This window comes from Citrobacter sp. RHBSTW-00599 (assembly GCF_013784065.1).
Taxonomy (GTDB): Bacteria; Pseudomonadota; Gammaproteobacteria; order Enterobacterales; family Enterobacteriaceae; genus Citrobacter; species Citrobacter braakii.
The window spans coordinates 1,680,915-1,701,628 of record NZ_CP056717.1; the positions used below are offsets into that span (position 1 = coordinate 1,680,915).

Below are 20,714 nucleotides of genomic sequence, written 5' to 3' on the forward strand. Positions count from 1 at the left end.
TTATTGTCCTGCAATCTCGCGAAGTGCCGTAATTACCCGCTGGGTGTCATCGGCGGTCATGTCGGGGAATAACGGCAGTGAGCAAATGCGCGCGCTATTCCATTCTGTATTGGGGAGCGAAAGGGTAGTGAAGCGTTCGCGGTAATATTTTTGCGTATGGGCCGCACGAAAATGCAGACCGGTGCCGATATTTTTGGCCTTTAACGCCTCCATTAAGGCATCTCTGCTCAGACCGCAGCGGGCTTCGTCAACGCGAATGATGAACAGGTGCCAGGCGTGAACGTGCGCCCACTGGGGCAGACTCAGTGGTTGAAATGGCGTATCGGCCAGCGCCTGTTGATACTCGCGGGCAATTTGCGCCCGGCGTGAGTTCAGGTGTTCCAGTTTATTTAGCTGTACCAACGCAATGGCGGCGTTGATATCCGTGAGGTTGTACTTGTACCCTGGCGCAAGCACTTCGGCCTGCGGCGCCCGGCCATAGGTTTGTCGATCAAAGGCATCAACGCCCAGACCGTGAAACTTCAGGCTGCGAAGCCGTTGGGCAAGCTGGCTGTCGTCGGTAACGATCAACCCGCCTTCGGCGCAGGTAATATTTTTGATGGCGTGAAACGAGAATATTGCCGTGCCGCGCGCGCCGACATGACGACCTTTATACAACGTCCCTACGGCGTGGGCCGCATCTTCTATAATCGGAATGCCATAGCGTTCGCCAATGGCATAAATCGCGTCCAGGTCGGCGGGGGCGCCTGCGTAATGTACCGGAATAATGGCTTTGGTTCGCGGGGTGATGGCGGCCTCAATTTGCTCCGGTGTGACCATGAGCGTATCGCGGTCAACGTCGATCATGACTGGCGTCGCACCCAGCAGGACAATCATGTTGAGGGTAGAAACCCACGTCATTGACGGTGTAATAATCTCATCGCCTGCACCGATGTCCAGCGCCATCAGCGTGATGTGCATTCCTGCCGTAGCGGAGCAGACGGCGACGGCGTGTTGATTTCCCGTGAGCTGGCAGAAGGCTTCTTCCAGCTGTTGATTTTTCGGGCCGGTGGTTATCCATCCAGAGTCCAGAACCGTCTTCACAGCAGCAAGTTCTTCAGCCCCCATTGCCGGGCGAGAGAAAGGCAAAAAGTCAGACATCATTATTCCTTCAAGCCATTTAACGCCACCGACGTTTTATTTTTAGTGATAAACAGGGGCGTCGTTAATTATTTCATCAGGCTTCAAAGGGTAATGACGGAAGGTTAATTTATCCTTAAGAGTTTAAGGTTTGGGACAGATAGAGGAATAGCGTGTTTTTAATTTATCTTAATGAAAAAAGATCATGTAGGTTTGAGTGGTTTTGGCGACATTGCTGTTATCTGCAGACTGATGAGCGCAATGTCGCTATTAAAATGATAACTTACAGTAACCCTTTCAAGGTTAACGTTTTACGCGTGGCGATATTTAAATCGTAAGAGCCGAGATCTTCCGCTTTAACCCAGGCGAATGCCTGGAATTCTTCATTAATCTTCACTTCACGATTAGCCGCCACACAATCGAAGATGAGATAAATCATATAAATCTCTTCCTGACTGCCATCGGCGTACGTTTTGGTGCGAACATCGTCACTGAAGGTCCATGGCGTAATATCTGATAACACCAGTTGTTCGCCCAGCTCTTCTCTTACTTCACGGCGCAAAGCTTCTTCAATACGTTCACCCGGTTCAACGCCGCCGCCAGAAAGCGCCCACTGACCGGGGAACACACCGCGGTCGTCAGCCATTTTGCACAGTAAATAACAGCCATCGTTTTGAATTAATGGGCAAACAATTGTTCTTTGGCGCATAAGTCGAATCCTTGTAGGGGGAGGTATAGAAAATTCCATCGTGCACGCATCTTACCTTTTGCTGGCGGTAGAAAAAACGCTTCATCGACGAATAACGCCGCTTTGGCAGGGAAAACAGGATGTTTGTTGAAAATGGCGTTCTGCTGCCCTCAGTGGCGTAATTGCTACAAGAATTTAACCTTATCTAAATCTTGTGAGTAGTATTTGCTTACAATATGTTATTGCATCGCTTTTTTAGTGCATTGATTCCTCGTGATCTGACAGTACAATTCACCGGTTTTGGGGCTATGTTTTGATTCTTGCTGGAAAGGATAGAAAATGAAAAAAAGTTTAATGTTGGGTTTTGCCGGAATGCTGTTTGTTTCCGCGTCGGCGAGCGCGATTAGCATCAGCGGCCAGGCTGGCGAAGACTACACCAACCTGGGGTTCGGTATGGGTACTGAGACCACCGGTCTGGCCGTCAGCGGTAACTGGATGCATAACGATGACGACGGCGATGCGGCCGGTCTGGGACTGGGTCTGAATATTCCTCTCGGTCCGCTGCTGGCAACGGTCGGTGGGAAAGGCATTTATACTAACCCGAATGATGGTGACGAGGGTTACGCGGCGGCGGTCGGTGGCGGTTTGCAGTGGCCGATTGGCGACAGCCTCCGCCTGTTTGGTGAGTATTATTACTCTCCCGATTCTCTTTCCAGCGGTATCGACAGCTATGAAGAAGCGAATGCAGGTGCGCGTCTGACCATTATGCGTCCGCTGAGCATTGAAGCCGGTTATCGCTACCTGAACCTGGCAGGCAAAGACGGTAACCGCGATAACGCGATTGCTGACGGCCCGTACGTTGGGGTTAACGCGAGTTTCTGATTTTTCCGGCGCGGCGTTCAGTCGCGCCTTCCCCCCTCCATGCGTTATAGTGTTTTCATCATAAAAGCAGGAGAACACGATGTTAAACGTGGAGATGCTATCCACCGGGGATGAAGTGTTGCACGGACAAATCGTCGACACGAATGCCGCCTGGCTGGCCGATTTTTTCTTTAATCAGGGGTTACCGCTAACCCGTCGCAACACGGTAGGCGACAATCTTGATGATTTGGTCGCCGTTTTGCGTGAGCGTAGCGAACATGCCGATGTACTGATCGTTAACGGCGGTCTGGGACCAACCAGCGATGATTTGAGCGCGCTGGCGGCGGCCACGGCAAAAGGTGAAGGGCTGGTGCTGCATGAAGCATGGCTCGCCGAGATGGCGCGTTATTTCCGCGATCGTGGACGCGTGATGGCACCGAGTAACCGCAAACAGGCTGAGCTACCTGCCAGCGCGGAATTCATCAATAATCCGGTAGGAACCGCGTGTGGGTTTGCCCTGAAGCTTAACCGCTGCCTGATGTTCTTTACCCCAGGAGTGCCATCAGAATTTAAAGTTATGGTTGAGCATGAGATCCTGCCGCGTTTGCGTGAGCGTTTTTCGCTGTCTCAACCCCCGCTATGCCTGCGATTAACCACCTTTGGTCGTTCTGAAAGCGAGCTGGCGCAGAGCCTGGATCCGCTGCAATTGCCTCCGGGAGTGACAATGGGCTACCGCTCGTCAATGCCGATTATCGAACTGAAGCTGACCGGGCCGGATTCCCAACGGGAAGCGATGCTGGCGCTGTGGCCAGAAGTTAAGCGGGTTGCCGGGCAGAATATGATTTTCGAAGGTACGGAAGGTTTACCCGCGCAAATCGCCCGCACGTTGCAGGAACGGCAATACAGCCTGACGCTAAGCGAACAATTCACCGGCGGTCTGGTGGCGCTGCAGCTTTCGCGCGTGAATGCTCCGCTGTTGGCGAGCGAAGTGGTTCCGCCCCAGGAAGAAACGCTGGCGCAAACGGCACACTGGATAACCGAACGACGCGGCAACCATTATGCCGGGCTGGCGTTGGCGGTATCGGCTTTCGAAAACGAACATATTAACTTTGCGCTGGCAACGCCTGATGGAACGCATGCCTTACGCGTACGGCTGAACGCTAATCGTTATAGTTTGTCGGTGCGTCAGGAAGTGTGTGCAATGATGGCGCTCAATATGCTGCGCCGTTGGCTCAACGGGCAGGATATTGCCAGCGAACACGGTTGGATAGAAGTGGTTGAATCCCTGACGCTGCCTTCCTGACTTGCACTCTCTCACGCGCTTGTTATGGGAAGGCATACTGGCCTTCCCGTTATCAGTCCAACCTGTTGTACTCTCTGTAAAAAAATCCGTGCGTTAGTTCACAATTATGCTCGTTTTTTCTCCAGCCAGCTGGAAGAACGAGAGGATTTGATGCGCTTCACAATTTTAACCCCCTTAACCTACCACACTGATTCCAGTATCTCAGACTGGAGTCCAGTATGTTGGAATCAAGCAAAGTTCCCGCGCTCACCAGGGCGATCGAAATACTCAATCTCATTGCGCGTATCGGCCCATGTAGCGCCGCCACCATCATAGAGGCGCTGGGTATTCCAAAAAGCACCGCGTACCTGTTACTTAACGAACTGAAGCGTCAGCGCTTTATCAGCATTGATCATCAGGAAAATTACTGCCTGTGGACCAAGCTGGTTGAGCTGTCCGGGCATGCGCTGAGCAAGATGGATTTACGTGAACTGGCGCGTCCACGGCTGACACAGCTGATGGATGAGACAGGGTTACTTTGCCATCTCGGGATCATCGACCACGAAAGCGCGTATTACATTCTGAAAGTGGAATCGTCATCCACTATCAGCGTGCGCTCCCACGAAGGGAAAAGTCTTTCGCTCTATCGCTCGGGTATCGGCAAATGCCTGCTGGCCTGGCAACCGGCAGCCGCACGAAAAGCCATTATTGAACAGCTGATATGGGAACAGGCAACGCCGACCACTATCACCAGGCCACAGCAGTTGAATGACGAGCTGGAGCGTATTCGACAGCGTGGATGGAGCTTTGATAATGGCGAAGATTATCCCGATGTTCGCTGCGTCGCAGCGCCTGTTTTTAACGCTAACAATGAACTGACCGCCGCGATTTCAGTGGTCGGCACTCGTCTGCAAATTAACGAAGAGAACCGTGATTATCTGGCCGGTAAAGCGATTGCCTGCGCCAGGGATATTTCACGCCTGTTGGGATGGAAAAGTCCCTTCGACTCACTCGCTTCATAAAAAGGAGAACACCATGACCCTACCTAAAATTAAACACGTTCGTGCCTGGTTTACCGGTGGCGCTACGGCGGATAAAGGCGCTGGCGGCGGCGACTATCACGATCAGGGGGCTAACCACTGGATTGACGATCATATCGCCACGCCAATGAGCAAATATCGTGAATATGAGCAATCGCGCCAGTCCTTTGGCATCAACGTATTAGGAACACTGATTGTTGAAGTGGAAGCTGAAAACGGACAGACCGGTTTTGCTGTTTCCACAGCAGGGGAGATGGGGTGCTTTATTGTGGAAAAGCATCTCAATCGTTTTATTGAAGGGAAATGCGTCAGTGATATCAAACTCATTCACGATCAGATGCTGGGCGCAACGATGTACTACTCCGGCTCCGGCGGTCTGGTGATGAACACCATCTCGTGCGTGGATCTGGCGCTGTGGGATCTGTTTGGCAAGGTGGTGGGTTTACCGGTCTACAAACTATTGGGTGGCGCGGTACGCGACGAAATTCAATTCTACGCGACCGGTGCGCGCCCTGATCTGGCGAAAGAGATGGGCTTTATTGGCGGCAAAATGCCAACCCATTGGGGGCCGCACGACGGGGATGCAGGGATCCGCAAAGATGCGGCAATGGTAGCCGACATGCGTGAGAAATGCGGTCCGGATTTCTGGTTGATGCTCGATTGCTGGATGAGTCAGGACGTGAACTATGCCACCAAACTGGCCCATGCCTGCGCACCGTCTAATCTGAAGTGGATCGAAGAGTGTCTGCCGCCGCAGCAGTATGAAGGCTATCGCGAGCTGAAACGTAACGCCCCGGCGGGGATGATGGTCACCAGCGGTGAACACCATGGGACGCTGCAGTCCTTCCGCACACTCTCAGAAACCGGCATCGATATCATGCAGCCTGATGTGGGCTGGTGCGGTGGGTTAACCACGCTGGTGGAAATTGCCGCTATTGCTAAATCGCGCGGACAGCTGGTGGTGCCGCATGGTTCCTCGGTTTACTCGCACCACGCGGTGATCACGTTCACCAATACCCCGTTCAGCGAGTTTTTGATGACCAGCCCGGATTGTTCAACGATGCGTCCACAGTTTGATCCGATCCTTCTGGACGAACCGGTACCCGTCAATGGCCGCATTCATAAGTCGGTGCTCGACAAACCAGGATTTGGCGTCGAGCTTAACCGCGACTGCAATCTGAAGCGCCCTTATAGCCACTAATGACCAGTGCGTTGCCAATGCCACGGCAACGCCCTCATTTCTTTGAGGATCTTGCTATGAGTACCACGTTACTTGATGGTGTGGTGAAGAAAAACCGCGCCCGTTTGATTCCCTTTATGCTGGCGCTGTATGTGCTGGCGTTTCTTGACCGCTCGAACATCGGTTTTGCCAAAGAGACCTATCAGATTGATACCGGTCTGAGCAACGAAGCTTATGCGTTGGGCGCGGGGATTTTCTTTGTGGTTTACGCCTTTCTGGGGGTTCCTGCCAACCTGTTGATGCGTAAATTTGGTGCCAGAACCTGGATTGGTACCACCACGTTGCTGTGGGGATTCCTCTCTGCGGCGATGGCATGGGCGGATACTGAATCGAAATTTCTGATTATCCGTACTCTGCTGGGGGCGGCAGAGGCGGGCTTCTTCCCCGGTATGATCTACCTGACGTCCCAGTGGTTCCCCCAGCGTAACCGCGCCAGCATCATGGGGCTGTTCTACATGGGGGCGCCGCTGGCATTAACCCTGGGATCGCCGCTTTCTGGCGCGCTGCTGGAGATGCACGGGTTTATGGGGCATCCGGGATGGTTCTGGATGTTCGTTATCGAAGGTTTACTGGCGGTAGGCGCGGGTGTTTTCACCTTCTTCTGGCTGGATGATACCCCGCAGCAGGCGCGTTTCCTGAGCGCGGAGGAAAAGTCGTTACTTATTAGCCAACTGACAAGTGAAGAGGAGAAAAAGGTCACTTCACGCCTGTCGGATGCGCTGCGTAATGGCCGTGTCTGGCAACTGGCAATTATCTATCTGACGATCCAGGTGGCGGTGTATGGCCTGATCTTCTTCCTGCCAACTCAGGTTGCTGCGTTGTTAGGGACAAAAGTGGGCTTTACGGCTTCGGTCGTGGCGGCAATACCGTGGGTGGCGGCGCTGTTTGGTACCTGGCTTATTCCTCGCTACTCCGATCGCACCGGCGACCGGCGTAATGTTGCCGCGCTGACGCTGCTGGCGGCAGGAATCGGCATTGGCCTTTCCGGGCTGGTTTCACCGGTACTGGCGATTGTGGCGCTCTGCGTCGCGGCGGTCGGTTTCATTGCGGTACAGCCAGTGTTCTGGACGATGCCAACGCAACTTCTTTCCGGGACGGCTCTGGCGGCGGGGATCGGCTTCGTCAACCTGTTTGGGGCCGTTGGCGGCTTTATTGCTCCCATTCTGCGCGTCAAAGCCGAAACGGTGTTTGCCAGCGATGCGGCGGGCCTGCTGGTCCTCGCGGGCGTCGCGATTATTGGCTCGCTAATCATCTTTACGCTGAGTGTGAACCGTTCAGTTTCACAAACAGGCGCTGAGCATCATTAATCTTATCTACGTTGTAAGGATCGTTATGAACGCATTGTTATCAAATCCCTTCAAAGAAGGATTACGCAAAGGGGAAGTCCAGGTCGGCCTGTGGCTTAGTTCGACCACCTCTTACATGGCGGAGATTGCCGCGACGTCGGGCTATGACTGGCTGCTGATTGATGGAGAACACGCGCCGAACACGGTGCAGGATCTTTACCATCAGCTGCAGGCGATAGCGCCTTATGCCAGCCAGCCTGTGGTTCGCCCGGTGGAGGGCAGTAAAGCGTTGATCAAGCAGGTGCTGGATATTGGCGCGCAGACGCTGCTTGTCCCGATGGTCGACAGCGCAGAGCAGGCGCTTCAGGTGGTTTCCGCGACTCGTTATCCACCGCTCGGCGAGCGTGGTGTCGGCGCCAGCGTGGCACGGGCGGCGCGCTGGGGGCGTATCGACAATTATATGGCCCAGGCTAATGAATCACTCTGCCTGCTGGTACAGGTCGAAAGCAAAGCGGCACTGGATAATCTGGATGCCATTCTGGACGTTGACGGTATTGACGGTGTCTTTATTGGCCCGGCGGATCTTTCTGCGTCGTTAGGCTACCCGGATAATGCCGGACACCCGGAGGTGCAGCGGATCATTGAGCAAAGCATTCGCCGTATCCGCGCAGCCGGAAAAGCAGCCGGTTTCCTCGCTGTTGACCCAGCAATGGCGCAGAAATGTCTGCAATGGGGAGCAAATTTTGTCGCGGTAGGCGTGGATACCATGCTTTATACCGAAGCGCTGGATCGCAGGCTGGCAATGTTTAAGCCAGACCAGAGTACGCAAAAGTTGAAAAGCAGTTATTAATATCGGGCCCGATGGTGTAGCGCCATCGGGCCTGAAATAGCTCCTAATGGTGATGTTCTGTCACGTCGTCAGATACCATCGTGATATCCACCAGCGGAAACTGATATGAAGTTGACAGATGAAGCTTGAGTTCCCGTGCGCCGTCTGATTTTTATTGACTCACATAATATACTTACCACGAAATATGCACGGAGATGATTTTCTCCAACAGACCGGCTCCGGAGTAACGGGTTAATCAATACAGGGCGATGACTGGTTTTTTGATGCCGCAGGCGTAGGCGTAGCGAGTCAATGTCTCAATACTGGCTTTGGTAATGTTATTTTCAAGGCGGGAAATAACCGGAGGCGTCACCCCCATACGTTCGGCAACCTGGGCTTTCGTCAGGTTGTTATGCCTCCGCCATTCTGCAAGCAGTTCTCTAAGCATCTCTTTACGTTCTTCTTCCCGCCATGCAGCACGAAACTCATCATTCTGCATCCATTCGTTATGCAGTTCTTTATGGCTTACCAGTTTCATTAAGCACCTCCGCTAACCGATTTTTGGCGAGTTCGATTTCTTTTGCTGACGTTTTCTGTGATTTCTTGATGAAAACGCGGAGCATGATGATAGTGTTGCCTTTATGGTATAGCCAGATACCTCTGGCTATATCAGTACCCATCGTGCGGATCTCAAAAAGTCCATCGCCAAGGGGTTTCGTATCCGGCTCCCGCAACAACTGGGCGTTATGTTCCAGCTTACCAATGAGCCGGTCAAACTTAACCCGAATTTTTACGGGTAATGCAGTTGCTTCTGCCCTGGCCTCAGGGTGATAAACAACGCTAAACATATGGCTGCCCACTCCAAATAAATGTTAGCTCATAGGCTAATTCATAACCATTTAAAATTAACCTGAAGGCTAATTTATTTGACGATTGCCGCAGCAATCTGGTTACAGCCTGTCAGTATTGGTTTTGTGTGCTTCACATAATTATTCTCAGGATAAGAAACCATCTTTTAAAAACCGCATCATGCGGTGTTGATGTTGCTGATTTAGCCATGGTAGTCCGTCACCAGAGGGAGAAGATGGTGTGACGATACCTACGAATGACGCGGGGTGCATTTGAGGAATTGATTTTTTGCGTGGAGGAGTCAGAGGTAAATACGTCCGGTTGCAACGTATTCAGTTATGTACAACGGCATTCGCAAAAATGCCCGGTAGCAAATGCCACCGGGCAACAGAATTAACCTAACGCTTTGGCAAGCAGGGTGATGGGGTGTTCGCAGCGCTTACTGGTAGACATCTCAATCTGCCATTTACAGGTTTCACAGTCGGTGACGACGATATCAGCGCCGCTGTCTTCAATCTGGCGGAACAGCGGTGCGCCAATGGACTGCGATGTCGGGTAGTTTTCCTTTTTAAAGCCGTATGTCCCGGCAATCCCGCAGCATTGCGAGTCCAGCACCGTTAGCTCCAGCCCTGGAATTTGTCGTAGCAGTTCCAGCGTGTAGAGCGTCCAGCCCATTTTCTCCATGTGGCATGGCGTGTGGTAGACCACTTTCAGCGGCAGCGTTTTCAACGGCAGCGTTTTGCCTTCATCCAGCTTGCGCCACAGCCAGCGGGTTGCAAGTTCAATGTGTTCGCGTAGACCTGAGTTGTCGACGTCCAGCACTTCCGGATATTCATCACGCAGCGCAAAGGTGCAGGTTGATGAGGTGGCGATCACCGGAATGCCTTTACCGTCAATTGCTTCTCTGAGCGAGGCCACGTTGCTCACCGCCTGCTTACGCGCTTTATCGGTAAAGCCGTTGGCAATCAGCGGTACGCCGCAGCATTTCTCTTTGCTCAGCAGTTGCACCCCGGTTCCCATCGCATTCAATACTTTGATCAGATCTTTGCCGAGCTGCGGATGGTTGTAATTCACAAAACAGCCGTGGAAAAAGGCAACCTGATCCTGATATTGCGCTTGCTGTGCGGCAACGCTGCGATACCAGCGGCGGAAGGTGCCGAAAGAGTACTTCGGCAGCGTACGGCGATGGTCGATTTTTAGCGCGTAATCCAGCAACTGACGCACCGGTTTGAGTGAGGTGGCAGTATTCACTATCGGGGCGAACGGTGTGGACACGCTACCCATCAAATCGGTATGGCTTAAGACAAAGTTACGCAGCGACGGACGCGTTGTGTCGTATTTGGCGCGCGCGCGTTGGATGATATCGCCAATCTTCACATCTGACGGACAGGCTACTTCGCAACGCTTACAGTTGATGCAGTATTTCAGCGCATCGTCATATAACGCGCCATCTTTCAGGCGCAGACGCTCACCGTCCGGTCCGGCCTGTTTAGGACCAGGGTAGTTCGGATTGACGCGACTTACCGGGCAGGCCGTGGTGCACACCGTGCATTTGATACAACTTTCAAAACGTGTGTCGCTCATTGCTGGCCTCCTGCACGTTTCGCAATATGATGTGCGGCGTGTAAGGCGCTAACAGCGCACACGCCGCCTCCGCAACCCTGGGCGATAGGGTCGAATCCGCCGAGAACGGAACCGATGGCATACATGTTCTCTATCGTTTGTCCCGCCAGCGACGGGCGCAGCCCGGCATCGGTCGTAACGCCAAACTGCTGCCACGGTTGTGGGTCGAAGACGTCACGCTCATACCACTCGGCGCGCGTGGCGGTTTGCTGTACATCCAGCCCCAGGATAGGTTCGTAGATGGCCTCACGCGTGGCGACCAGCCCGCTGCTGAAGAAGCTGCCGCTGGCGAGCACGGCGAAACGTGGCCGCAAAGGAATATCGGCATGATTACGGGTCCAGATTTCGCTGACTACGCCGTCCTGACAGGTGATTTTCTTCACTTCATCACCCGGCATCCAGACGCCGCCCTGGCGCACAAACTGGCGCTGCAATTTGTTATGCAAACGCATACCCAGTACCGAAGGCGGTAGGGTCGGTAACAGCGTCAGCGAGCAGGGGAGGCGCTCGTTAAGCCATTGCCAGAGCTGTTCATCCGCCAGACCGAAGCAGGCCGGCATAATTATCATGTCGCAGGTTTTTGCTACTGGCAGTAAAGCGTCATAGAGCAGCGACCATTTATCTTCGTTATCCAGCAGGCGCGCAATATTGACGGCGCGAAACTCGGTCGGGTTATCACGCAGGACATCCAGCTCAGGCAGCTCGATTTCTGCCGTCTCGACGCTGAGATTGCGTTGACGCAGCGACGCCGCGGCGAGATGTGCCTGAAAATCCAGTAAACCGCTAATACCTACAACGCAGATACGCTGCGCGGACAGCGGCCAGACCGGAACTTCCGGGGAACTTAACCAGGTTGAGCGCAGCGTTCCCAGCGGGGTGATGCGTTGATGTGACTGATGTACCTTGCCTTGCAAATGCGTTCCGCATTCTTCCAGCAGATTTTGCGCCTGCTGGGCCAGCTCCAGGACGTTGTGCGTTCCGATGGTGCTGTACGGGTGCGCGGGTGCCTGAGTGCGCAGCGCATTCAGGCCTGCTTCTATATCCGTCACCGGTTGGCCATCGGGTAAGTTGCTGAGTAAATCCAGTGAGCCGGAGGAGAAATGCAGGGCGCTTTGGCCGCGAGTGACAATCGTGCAGCGTAAACCGCTTTTTTGCAGTTGCAGGCCGCACAGCAGTCCGGCCAGACCGCCGCCGATAATGACGGTATCAAATTTCATCCTGGTGCTCCTTTTCCAGACCGCACAATCCCTGATAGACCCAGCGTGTGAATTCGCTTTCGCGCAGCGCATCTCCCCAGGCGATAGGCTGCACGCCTTTCCAGCGTTCATTGAGAAAATCGGAAAGCTGGGTGATAGATTGCGCGGCGGTGGTGACATTAAAACGTTGCAGCAAACCTGCGGCGCGGCAGGCACACAATTCGCCCTGGCAGGTCCCCATTCCAACACGGGTACGGCGACGCAAATCCAGCAGGCTGTTGACGGTCAAATTCTCGACGGCGTACTGCACTTCACCTGCAGTGACCGCTTCGCATTCACAGACCAGGCTGCGGTGCTGACGACCTTCGCTAAGCCACGCAGGGGTGCGATCGCCGTGACGGTAGACCGCTGAGCCGCGCAGTGGCGCGGGCAACGAGATCACGCGTTTGAGCGTATGCTCGGTCGATTCTTGTGAGCCAGGCAGCGCCGTGTCTGCCGTTGTGCAAGGTTGGGTATTGCCCAGCTTACGGCAAACGGCATCGGTGGCCCACTCTGCCATCAGGCGGTAGGTCATCAATTTGCCGCCGGTAATGGTGATAAACCCGTCCAGTCCGTCACGCTGGGCGTGATCGAACAGTACAATCCCACGGCTGACGTTACGTCCACTTGGATCGTCGTCGCTGGCTACCAGAGGACGCACGCCGGAGTAGGCGCGTAAAATGCGCGTTTTCGCCATAATCGGCGCCAGTTTTTCGCCTTCACGCAGCAGTATATCGACCTCTTCTGCGGTGACGCGGTTACTGTCGATATCATCGTAATCAATGTGCTGTGAGGTGGTGCCAATCAGCGAAATGGTATCACCGGGCACCAGGATATCGGCGTCAGATGGCTTACGACAGCGGTTGATGACATGCTGGTTAATGCGGTGATCCATAATCAGCAGCGAACCTTTGGCCGGGAACATACGGATGCTCAGGTCGGCATATTCCGCAATGCGCTGGCCCCAGATCCCGGCGGCGTTGACGACTACCGGCGCATGCAGAGACTGCATCTCACCCGTCAGATGATTGCGTACGTTCACGCCGCAAACCGTTGCCCCTTCACGAATCAGTCCCGTCACTTCATGCGCCGTTAAGATTACTGCGCCATGCTCACGCGCATCCAGCATGTTGGCGGCGGTTAAGCGGAAAGGATCAACCGTGCCGTCCGGCACTTTTACCGCGCCAATCAGCTGTGGGTTGACGGAAGGTTCGATAATGCGCGCCTGCTTAGGGTCAATGGCTTCTGCGCGAATACCGGCCTCTTCACAGGCGCGAATAAAGGTTGCCTGGAAGGAGAGTTCATCTTCCGGCAGGGTAATAAACAGACCGTCCGTCGGCTCAACGCAATGACGGGCGATACGTTTGAGAATTTGGTTTTCGCTGATGCATTCCCGGGCAGATTCAGCGTCGGTGACGGCGTAGCGTGCACCGCTGTGCAGCAGACCGTGGTTACGTCCGGTCGCCCCTGTGGCAATATCGTGGCGTTCCACTAAGATGACGCGCAACCCGCGCAGCGCACAATCGCGTGCGATCCCTGCACCTGTTGCTCCTCCACCAATGATAATCACGTCACTTGTTTGCGAGTCGCGAATTTTCATTGTTTTTCCTCACAGTTCGTTTTTTATCATTTAGCCACATAAAAAACATGGATTGTTTGATTTCGCGCATAATCGCTCATTATTCGAAAATGAAACGTGATTTCGTGCGCCTTTATGAACATTTGTCATAAATCTGTAACAATATGTGCAGCGTTTCACATTTTTGTTATGTATCTTTCCTTAACATCGCGGCCACACTGGGAGCGGTAGGGTAGTAATGACGAACTGCAGTGTTTACTTCGAATGAAAGACGGCCACGGAGGCTACACTATGTTGAGCATTTTTAAACCAGCGTCACACACGGCGCGTTTGCCTGCAGCGGAGATCGACCCGACATATCGTCGATTACGTTGGCAGATCTTTCTGGGGATTTTCTTTGGCTATGCCGCGTACTATCTGGTACGTAAGAACTTTGCCCTTGCGATGCCGTATCTGGTTGAGCAAGGTTTCTCGCGTGGCGATCTGGGTTTTGCGTTATCCGGTATCTCCATTGCTTACGGATTTTCGAAATTCATCATGGGGTCCGTTTCGGATCGCTCGAATCCGCGCGTTTTCCTGCCAGCGGGTCTGATTCTGGCCGCCGCTGTCATGTTGTTCATGGGCTTTGTGCCGTGGGCGACTTCGAGCATTGCGGTTATGTTTGTGCTGCTGTTCCTCTGCGGATGGTTCCAGGGAATGGGTTGGCCGCCGTGTGGTCGTACCATGGTGCACTGGTGGTCGCAGAAAGAGCGTGGGGGCATTGTCTCCGTCTGGAACTGTGCGCACAACGTGGGCGGTGGTCTGCCTCCTCTGTTGTTCCTGCTGGGTATGGCCTGGTTCAATGACTGGAAAGCGGCGCTGTACATGCCTGCTTTCGGTGCGATCGTCGTCGCGCTGTTTGCTTTTGCTCTGATGCGTGATACGCCGCAGTCTTGTGGCCTGCCGCCTATCGAAGAGTACAAGAACGACTATCCGGACGATTACAACGAGAAAGCGGAAGAAGAGCTGACTGCGAAGCAGATCTTCATGCAATACGTACTGCCGAACAAACTGTTGTGGTACATCGCTATCGCCAACGTGTTTGTTTATCTGCTGCGCTACGGCATCCTGGACTGGTCCCCGACCTATCTGAAAGAAGTGAAACATTTCGCGCTGGATAAATCATCCTGGGCCTACTTCCTGTATGAGTATGCGGGTATTCCGGGCACGCTGCTGTGCGGCTGGATGTCGGATAAAGTCTTCCGTGGCAACCGTGGTGCGACCGGCGTGTTCTTTATGACGCTGGTGACTATCGCGACTATCGTCTACTGGATGAACCCGGCAGGCAACCCGAACGTGGATATGGCTTGTATGATCATCATCGGCTTCCTGATCTACGGTCCGGTAATGTTGATTGGTCTGCATGCGCTGGAACTGGCACCGAAAAAAGCGGCGGGTACGGCGGCTGGCTTTACCGGTCTGTTCGGTTATCTCGGCGGTTCCGTAGCGGCGAGCGCCATTGTTGGCTATACCGTTGACTTCTTCGGTTGGGACGGCGGCTTTATGGTGATGATTGGCGGTAGCGTGCTGGCGGTTATTCTGCTGGTGGTCGTCATGATTGGCGAAAAACGCCATCACGAAGAGATCGCACTGAAGCGTAACGGGGGCTAATAGATGAAAACCACATTGAAAAGTCTCAGCGTGGCGCTAATGCTGACAGGTATTGTGGTGAGCAGCGCGGCGGTTGCCGCAGAAAAAATCGTGATTGCGCACCGTGGCGCCAGCGGTTATCTACCGGAGCATACGCTGCCAGCAAAAGCGATGGCTTATGCTCAGGGGGCTGATTACCTGGAACAGGATTTGGTGATGACCAAGGACGACCATCTGGTTGTCCTGCATGACCACTACCTTGACCGCGTCACCGATGTTGCCGAGAGTTTCCCGGATCGTGCGCGTAAAGATGGGCGCTACTACGCTATCGACTTTACGCTGGATGAGATTAAATCGCTGAAATTTACCGAAGGCTTTGATATCGAAAATGGCAAAAAGGTCCAGACCTACCCAGGGCGTTTCCCGATGGGTAAATCTGATTTCCGTGTGCACACTTTCGAAGAAGAGATTGAGTTCGTTCAGGGATTAAATCATTCAACCGGTAAAAACATTGGCATTTACCCGGAAATGAAAGCGCCGTGGTTCCATCATCAGGAAGGGAAGGACATTGCGGCTAAGACGCTGGAAGTGCTGAAAAAGTACGGGTACACCGACAAGAACGACAAGGTTTATCTACAGTGTTTTGATGTCGCAGAGTTAAAGCGCATTAAGAATGAACTGGAACCGAAGATGGGGATGGATCTCAATCTGGTACAGTTGATTGCGTACACTGACTGGAATGAAACTCAGGAGAAAAAGCCGGACGGTAGTTGGGTTAATTACAACTACGACTGGATGTTTAAACCGGGTGCCATGAAGCAGGTTGCGCAGTATGCGGACGGCATTGGGCCGGACTACCACATGCTGATTGATGAGAAGTCGAAGAAAGGCAATATCTCGTTAACAGGTATGGTACAGGACGCGCATCAGAATAAGATGGTGGTGCATCCTTATACCGTTCGTGCCGATCAACTGCCGGATTACACCACTGACGTAAACCAGCTGTATGACATTCTGTATAGCAAGGCGGGCGTTGACGGGCTGTTCACCGACTTCCCCGACAAAGCAGTGACATTCCTGAATAAAGAGTAATGGCACAAGGTCTGTGATGCACCTCCGGTCACAGGCCTGGTTGGATCAAACGTTATTAACGGCTAGATAAGGCCGTCTGCCGTCAACGTGGCCATACCTGCCTCCAGGAGAAATAAAGAGCTGCCGTCCATCGGCGGCTCTTTTTTAGTCGTAATTTTTATCCCGCCACGCGTTACAGCTCTATTTCAATATCGCCTTTTGCCCGACAGCAGCAGGGCAAAATTTCACCTGGCTGAATGAAGGCCAGAGGTTCGGCAATCCAGTCGACCTGTCCCGCTACCAGACGAGTACGGCAGGAGCCGCAATAACCTGCGCGGCACTGGTATTCAACTTCAACATTGTGCGATTCGAGCGCGGCAAGCAGGGAAGGGTGTTCATCCTGGCACAGCAGTTGTGTGCCAGAGATGCGCAGAGTAACGCGGCCCATCAGAGCTGGAAGTTACTCAGGTCGTCGGTATCGACTTCCGAATCGATCTGGCCGACCAGGTAAGAGCTGACTTCCACTTCCTGCGGCGCAACCTGCACGTTATCAGACACCAGCCAGGTGTTGATCCATGGGATTGGGTTAGAGCGGGTCTGGAACGGCAAGTCGAGTCCGACAGCCTGCATACGGATGTTGGTGATGTACTCAACGTACTGGCACAGAATGTCTTTATTCAGGCCAATCATTGAGCCGTCACGGAACAGATAATCCGCCCACTCTTTTTCCTGCAGCGCGGCCTGTACGAACAGGTCGTAGCATTCTTGTTTACACTCTTCGGCGATTTCCGCCATTTCCGGATCGTCCACGCCGCTGCGCAGCAGGTTCAGCATATGCTGGGTCCCGGTCAAATGCAGGGCTTCATCGCGGGCGATCAGGCGAATAATTTTCGCGTTGCCTTCCATCAGTTCGCGTTCGGCGAAGGCGAAGGAGCAGGCGAAGCTGACGTAGAAGCGGATCGCTTCCAGCGCGTTCACGCTCATCAGGCACAGATACAGCTTCTTCTTCAGTTCACGCAGGCTTACGACAACCGTTTTACCGTTAACGGTATGCGTGCCTTCGCCCAGCAAATGCCAGTAGCTGGTCATCTCAATCAATTCGTCGTAATAGCTGGAAATGCCTTCCGCGCGTTTCTGGATCTGCTCGTTGGTGACGATGTCATCAAACACCACCGCCGGATCGTTCACGATGTTACGAATGATGTGGGTGTAGGAACGGGAGTGGATCGTTTCTGAAAACGCCCATGTTTCCACCCAGGTTTCCAGCTCAGGGATCGAGATTAACGGCAGCAGCGCCACGTTCGGGCTACGTCCCTGAATGGAGTCCAGCAGCGTCTGATATTTCAGGTTGCTGATGAAGATATGCTTTTCATGTTCCGGCAGCGCCTGGAAGTCGATGCGATCGCGAGAAACATCAACTTCTTCCGGACGCCAGAAGAAAGAGAGCTGCTTTTCGATCAGTTTTTCGAAGATGTCATATTTTTGCTGATCGTAGCGGGCGACGTTCACCGGCTGGCCGAAGAACATCGGTTCCAGAAGTTGGTTATTTTTCGTCTGTGAAAAAGTGGTGTATGCCATTGATGTGAATCCTTTGTGGGATGAGTGCCGGATGGCGTTACAAGCACCCTTTCCGGCCTACAAACCAAGCTACTGTAGGCCGGGTGAGCCTGGTGCCACCCGGCATCGTTCATCAGATCTTACATGCGCCGCTTTCGCAGCCGTCGTCCTGAATGGACGGCACCAGATCGTCCTGAGAATCTTCCGCACCGTCACGGGTGTTTTGATAATACAGCGTTTTGACACCAAATTTGTAGGCGGTGAGCAGGTCTTTCAGCAACTGCTGCATCGGTACTTTTCCGGATGGGAAGCGCGACGGATCATAGTTGGTGTTGGCGGAAATCGACTGATCGATAAATTTCTGCATGATACCTACCAGTTGCAGATAGCCATCGTTGTTCGGCATTTCCCACAGCAGTTCGTACGCGTCGTGCAGGTGTTCGTAGTCCGGCACGACCTGGCGCAGAATACCGTCTTTCGACGCTTTGATGCTCACATAGCCGCGCGGTGGTTCAATACCGTTGGTGGCGTTAGAGATCTGCGAAGAGGTCTCCGATGGCATCAGGGCTGACAGCGTGGAGTTACGCAGACCGTGCGTTTTGATGGATTCGCGCAGTTGTTCCCAGTCCAGATGCAGCGGCTCGTTGACAATAGCATCGAGATCTTTTTTATAGGTATCGATCGGCAGAATACCTTTGGAGTAGGTCGTTTCGTTAAACCACGGGCACGCGCCTTGCTCTTTCGCCAGCTCGTTAGAGGCTTTCATCAGGTAATACTGAATGGCTTCAAAGGTTTTGTGAGTCAGGTTGTTCGCGCTGCCGTCAGAATAACGCTTACCGTTTTTCGCCAGCCAGTAGGCGTAGTTGATCACGCCAATACCCAGCGTACGGCGACCCATCGCGCCGCGTTTGGCGGCAGGAATCGGATAATCCTGATAATCGAGCAGCGCATCCAGCGCGCGCACCGCCAATTCGGCCAGCTCTTCCAGCTCGTCCAGGCTGTTGATAGCACCGAGGTTAAATGCGGACAGCGTACACAGCGCAATTTCGCCGTTTTCGTCGTTAACGTCGGTCAGCGGTTTGGTCGGCAGGGCGATTTCCAGGCACAGGTTAGACTGGCGCACCGGAGCGACAATTGGATCAAACGGGCTATGGGTGTTGCAGTGGTCAACGTTCTGAATATAGATACGCCCGGTAGAGGCACGTTCCTGCATCATCAGTGAGAACAGCTCAACGGCTTTCACGCGTTGCTTGCGGATACTGTCGTCGTTTTCATATTTGGTGTACAGACGTTCGAATTCGTCCTGGTCAGCGAAGAACGCATCATACAGGCCTGGAACGTCGGACGGGCTGAACAGCGTGATGTCGCCGCCCTTCAGCAGACGGGTGTACATCAGTTTGTTGATCTGTACGCCGTAGTCCATGTGACGCACGCGGTTGCCTTCGACGCCACGGTTGTTTTTCAGGACCAGCAGGCTTTCAACTTCCAGGTGCCACATTGGGTAGAACAGCGTTGCAGCACCGCCGCGTACGCCGCCCTGGGAGCAGGATTTTACCGCGGTCTGGAAGTGCTTGTAGAACGGAATACAACCGGTGTGGAACGCTTCACCGCCGCGGATCGGGCTACCCAGCGCACGGATGCGACCGGCGTTGATACCGATGCCGGCGCGCTGGGAAACGTATTTCACAATCGCGCTGGAGGTGGCGTTGATGGAGTCCAGGCTGTCGCCGCACTCGATCAGTACGCAGGAGCTGAACTGACGGGTAGGGGTGCGCACGCCGGACATAATCGGCGTCGGCAGCGAAATTTTAAACGTAGAAACGGCGTCGTAGAAACGTTTTACGTATTGCAGACGCGTTTCACGCGGATAGTTAGAGAACAGGCAGGCCGCTACCAGAATGTAGAGGAACTGCGCGCTTTCATAAATCTCACCGGTAACACGGTTTTGTACCAGGTATTTACCTTCTAACTGCTTCACCGCAGCGTAGGAGAAGGTCATATCACGGTCGTGTACGATGAACGAGTCCATCTGCTTGAACTCTTCTTCCGTGTAGTCTTCCAGCAGATGATTGTCGTATTTGCCCATTTCAACCATTTTCACGACATGGTCGAACAGTTTCGGCGGTTCAAACTCGCCGTAGGCTTTTTTGCGCAGATGGAAAATCGCCAGGCGAGCAGCCAGGTACTGATAATCCGGTGCCTCGCGGGAGATCAGGTCGGCGGCAGCTTTGATGATTGTTTCATGGATATCGGATGTCTTGATACCGTCATAAAACTGAATGTGGGAGCGCAACTCGACCTGAGAAATCGATACGTTATTCAGTCCTTCTGCCGCCCAATCCAGAACTCGGTGGATTTTGTCGAGATTGATGCGCTCTGTACTACCATCACGCTTTGTCACCAGCAGACTCTGATTCATGTGGTTTTTTACCTGTCCGTGAAAGAAAAAATATCCCCCATATTATCCACAAAGTCATGTTGTGACTAAGTCTGTGGATAAATACTATATGTAGGGGTTGTTTGATAAAGTAGACGCTATATGGTGAGTATTCTAGTAGGGATTCTTTTCAGTACAAGAGTTGATTTTGAGGTTAAATTGAGGTTGCAAAAGGGTAATAATCGCTAAGTGCACGTCTTATAAGGCCTGGCGAGGATGTCAATAATTGAGAAAAAAAATAGAAAATTTGATCGAGTGCTGATTTCTTCATCTAAGGCAAGGTAAGTTCTTATGACCTGGCGCAAAAATTGCCCTGACGATCCTACTCAGGATTGGTAGGCGATGCGCAGGCCCGAAAGCTGCGCACTATCAGGTACGGTGCCGGATTG

Annotated in this window: 18 protein-coding genes; 8 read left to right on the plus strand and 10 right to left on the minus strand. The window is 53.3% G+C overall.

Translation table 11 applies throughout. The features are described from left to right. Both arnB and nudI read right to left on the minus strand, forming a co-directional pair. Entirely contained in the window at positions 1 to 1,140 is a 1,140-nt protein-coding gene (arnB, locus tag HV243_RS08100) for a UDP-4-amino-4-deoxy-L-arabinose aminotransferase (protein WP_046275938.1), read from the minus strand. A 262-nt stretch (positions 1,141 to 1,402) separates the two neighbouring features. Continuing rightward, positions 1,403 to 1,828, minus strand: coding sequence for a nucleoside triphosphatase NudI (gene nudI, locus HV243_RS08105; protein WP_016153813.1), 426 nt, complete (start codon positions 1,826 to 1,828; stop codon positions 1,403 to 1,405). A 318-nt stretch (positions 1,829 to 2,146) separates the two neighbouring features. On the opposite strand from nudI, the gene HV243_RS08110 reads away from it, so the two are divergent. The 6 genes from HV243_RS08110 to yfaU all read left to right on the plus strand — a co-directional run bounded on the left by HV243_RS08110 (position 2,147) and on the right by yfaU (position 8,366). Continuing rightward, the gene (locus tag HV243_RS08110; protein WP_016153812.1) at positions 2,147 to 2,689 is read left to right on the plus strand and encodes a YfaZ family outer membrane protein; all 543 of its coding nucleotides are present in this window, start codon (positions 2,147 to 2,149) and stop codon (positions 2,687 to 2,689) included. Positions 2,690 to 2,768: 79 nt separating this feature from the next. Then, positions 2,769 to 3,971, plus strand: a complete 1,203-nt coding sequence (locus HV243_RS08115) for a nicotinamide mononucleotide deamidase-related protein YfaY (RefSeq protein WP_047416288.1) — start codon at positions 2,769 to 2,771, stop codon at positions 3,969 to 3,971. Between the two features lie 218 nt (positions 3,972 to 4,189). Further along, positions 4,190 to 4,972: an IclR family transcriptional regulator gene (locus HV243_RS08120; RefSeq protein WP_016153810.1), complete on the plus strand. Its 783-nt coding sequence runs from the start codon at positions 4,190 to 4,192 to the stop codon at positions 4,970 to 4,972. A gap of 13 nt (positions 4,973 to 4,985) precedes the next feature. Further along, positions 4,986 to 6,191, plus strand: coding sequence for an L-rhamnonate dehydratase (rhmD, locus tag HV243_RS08125; protein ID WP_016153809.1), 1,206 nt, complete (start codon positions 4,986 to 4,988; stop codon positions 6,189 to 6,191). Between the two features lie 56 nt (positions 6,192 to 6,247). Then, positions 6,248 to 7,537 (plus strand): MFS transporter, encoded by a 1,290-nt coding sequence (locus HV243_RS08130; protein WP_053389237.1) that lies wholly within the window; start codon positions 6,248 to 6,250, stop codon positions 7,535 to 7,537. A 25-nt stretch (positions 7,538 to 7,562) separates the two neighbouring features. Continuing rightward, on the plus strand, positions 7,563 to 8,366 hold the full coding sequence (yfaU, locus tag HV243_RS08135) for a 2-keto-3-deoxy-L-rhamnonate aldolase (protein WP_049268981.1): 804 nt from the start codon (positions 7,563 to 7,565) through the stop codon (positions 8,364 to 8,366). Positions 8,367 to 8,601: 235 nt separating this feature from the next. Here yfaU and HV243_RS08140 read toward each other — a convergent pair whose 3' ends face one another. From HV243_RS08140 to glpA, 5 genes are all read right to left on the minus strand, one after another. Then, the gene (locus HV243_RS08140) at positions 8,602 to 8,883 is read right to left on the minus strand and encodes a helix-turn-helix transcriptional regulator (RefSeq protein ID WP_019077272.1); all 282 of its coding nucleotides are present in this window, start codon (positions 8,881 to 8,883) and stop codon (positions 8,602 to 8,604) included. Next, a complete protein-coding gene (locus tag HV243_RS08145) occupies positions 8,864 to 9,193 on the minus strand; it encodes a type II toxin-antitoxin system RelE/ParE family toxin (RefSeq protein ID WP_019077271.1) in 330 nt (109 codons plus the stop codon). The genes HV243_RS08140 and HV243_RS08145 overlap by 20 nt, the downstream gene beginning before the upstream one ends. 394 nt (positions 9,194 to 9,587) lie before the next feature. Continuing rightward, positions 9,588 to 10,778, minus strand: coding sequence for an anaerobic glycerol-3-phosphate dehydrogenase subunit GlpC (gene glpC / locus HV243_RS08150; protein WP_016153805.1), 1,191 nt, complete (start codon positions 10,776 to 10,778; stop codon positions 9,588 to 9,590). Continuing rightward, positions 10,775 to 12,034, minus strand: coding sequence for a glycerol-3-phosphate dehydrogenase subunit GlpB (glpB, locus tag HV243_RS08155; RefSeq protein ID WP_047500915.1), 1,260 nt, complete (start codon positions 12,032 to 12,034; stop codon positions 10,775 to 10,777). Before glpB ends, glpC begins: the two co-directional genes overlap by 4 nt. Beyond that, a complete protein-coding gene (gene glpA / locus HV243_RS08160) occupies positions 12,024 to 13,652 on the minus strand; it encodes an anaerobic glycerol-3-phosphate dehydrogenase subunit A (RefSeq protein WP_016157025.1) in 1,629 nt (542 codons plus the stop codon). The genes glpB and glpA overlap by 11 nt, the downstream gene beginning before the upstream one ends. 270 nt (positions 13,653 to 13,922) lie before the next feature. Between glpA and glpT the strand changes: the two genes are divergently transcribed. Both glpT and glpQ read left to right on the plus strand, forming a co-directional pair. Beyond that, positions 13,923 to 15,281: a glycerol-3-phosphate transporter gene (glpT, locus tag HV243_RS08165; protein ID WP_016153802.1), complete on the plus strand. Its 1,359-nt coding sequence runs from the start codon at positions 13,923 to 13,925 to the stop codon at positions 15,279 to 15,281. A gap of 3 nt (positions 15,282 to 15,284) precedes the next feature. Further along, the gene (gene glpQ, locus HV243_RS08170) at positions 15,285 to 16,352 is read left to right on the plus strand and encodes a glycerophosphodiester phosphodiesterase (protein ID WP_053389235.1); all 1,068 of its coding nucleotides are present in this window, start codon (positions 15,285 to 15,287) and stop codon (positions 16,350 to 16,352) included. Positions 16,353 to 16,524: 172 nt separating this feature from the next. On the opposite strand, the gene yfaE is transcribed toward glpQ, so the two are convergent. The 3 genes from yfaE to nrdA form a co-directional block, all read right to left on the minus strand. Then, a complete protein-coding gene (gene yfaE / locus HV243_RS08175; protein ID WP_016153800.1) occupies positions 16,525 to 16,779 on the minus strand; it encodes a ferredoxin-like diferric-tyrosyl radical cofactor maintenance protein YfaE in 255 nt (84 codons plus the stop codon). Beyond that, positions 16,779 to 17,909 (minus strand): class Ia ribonucleoside-diphosphate reductase subunit beta, encoded by a 1,131-nt coding sequence (nrdB, locus tag HV243_RS08180; RefSeq protein WP_016153799.1) that lies wholly within the window; start codon positions 17,907 to 17,909, stop codon positions 16,779 to 16,781. The genes yfaE and nrdB overlap by 1 nt, the downstream gene beginning before the upstream one ends. A 112-nt stretch (positions 17,910 to 18,021) precedes the next feature. Then, on the minus strand, positions 18,022 to 20,307 hold the full coding sequence (gene nrdA / locus HV243_RS08185) for a class 1a ribonucleoside-diphosphate reductase subunit alpha (RefSeq protein WP_016153798.1): 2,286 nt from the start codon (positions 20,305 to 20,307) through the stop codon (positions 18,022 to 18,024). Positions 20,308 to 20,714 lie beyond the last annotated feature (407 nt).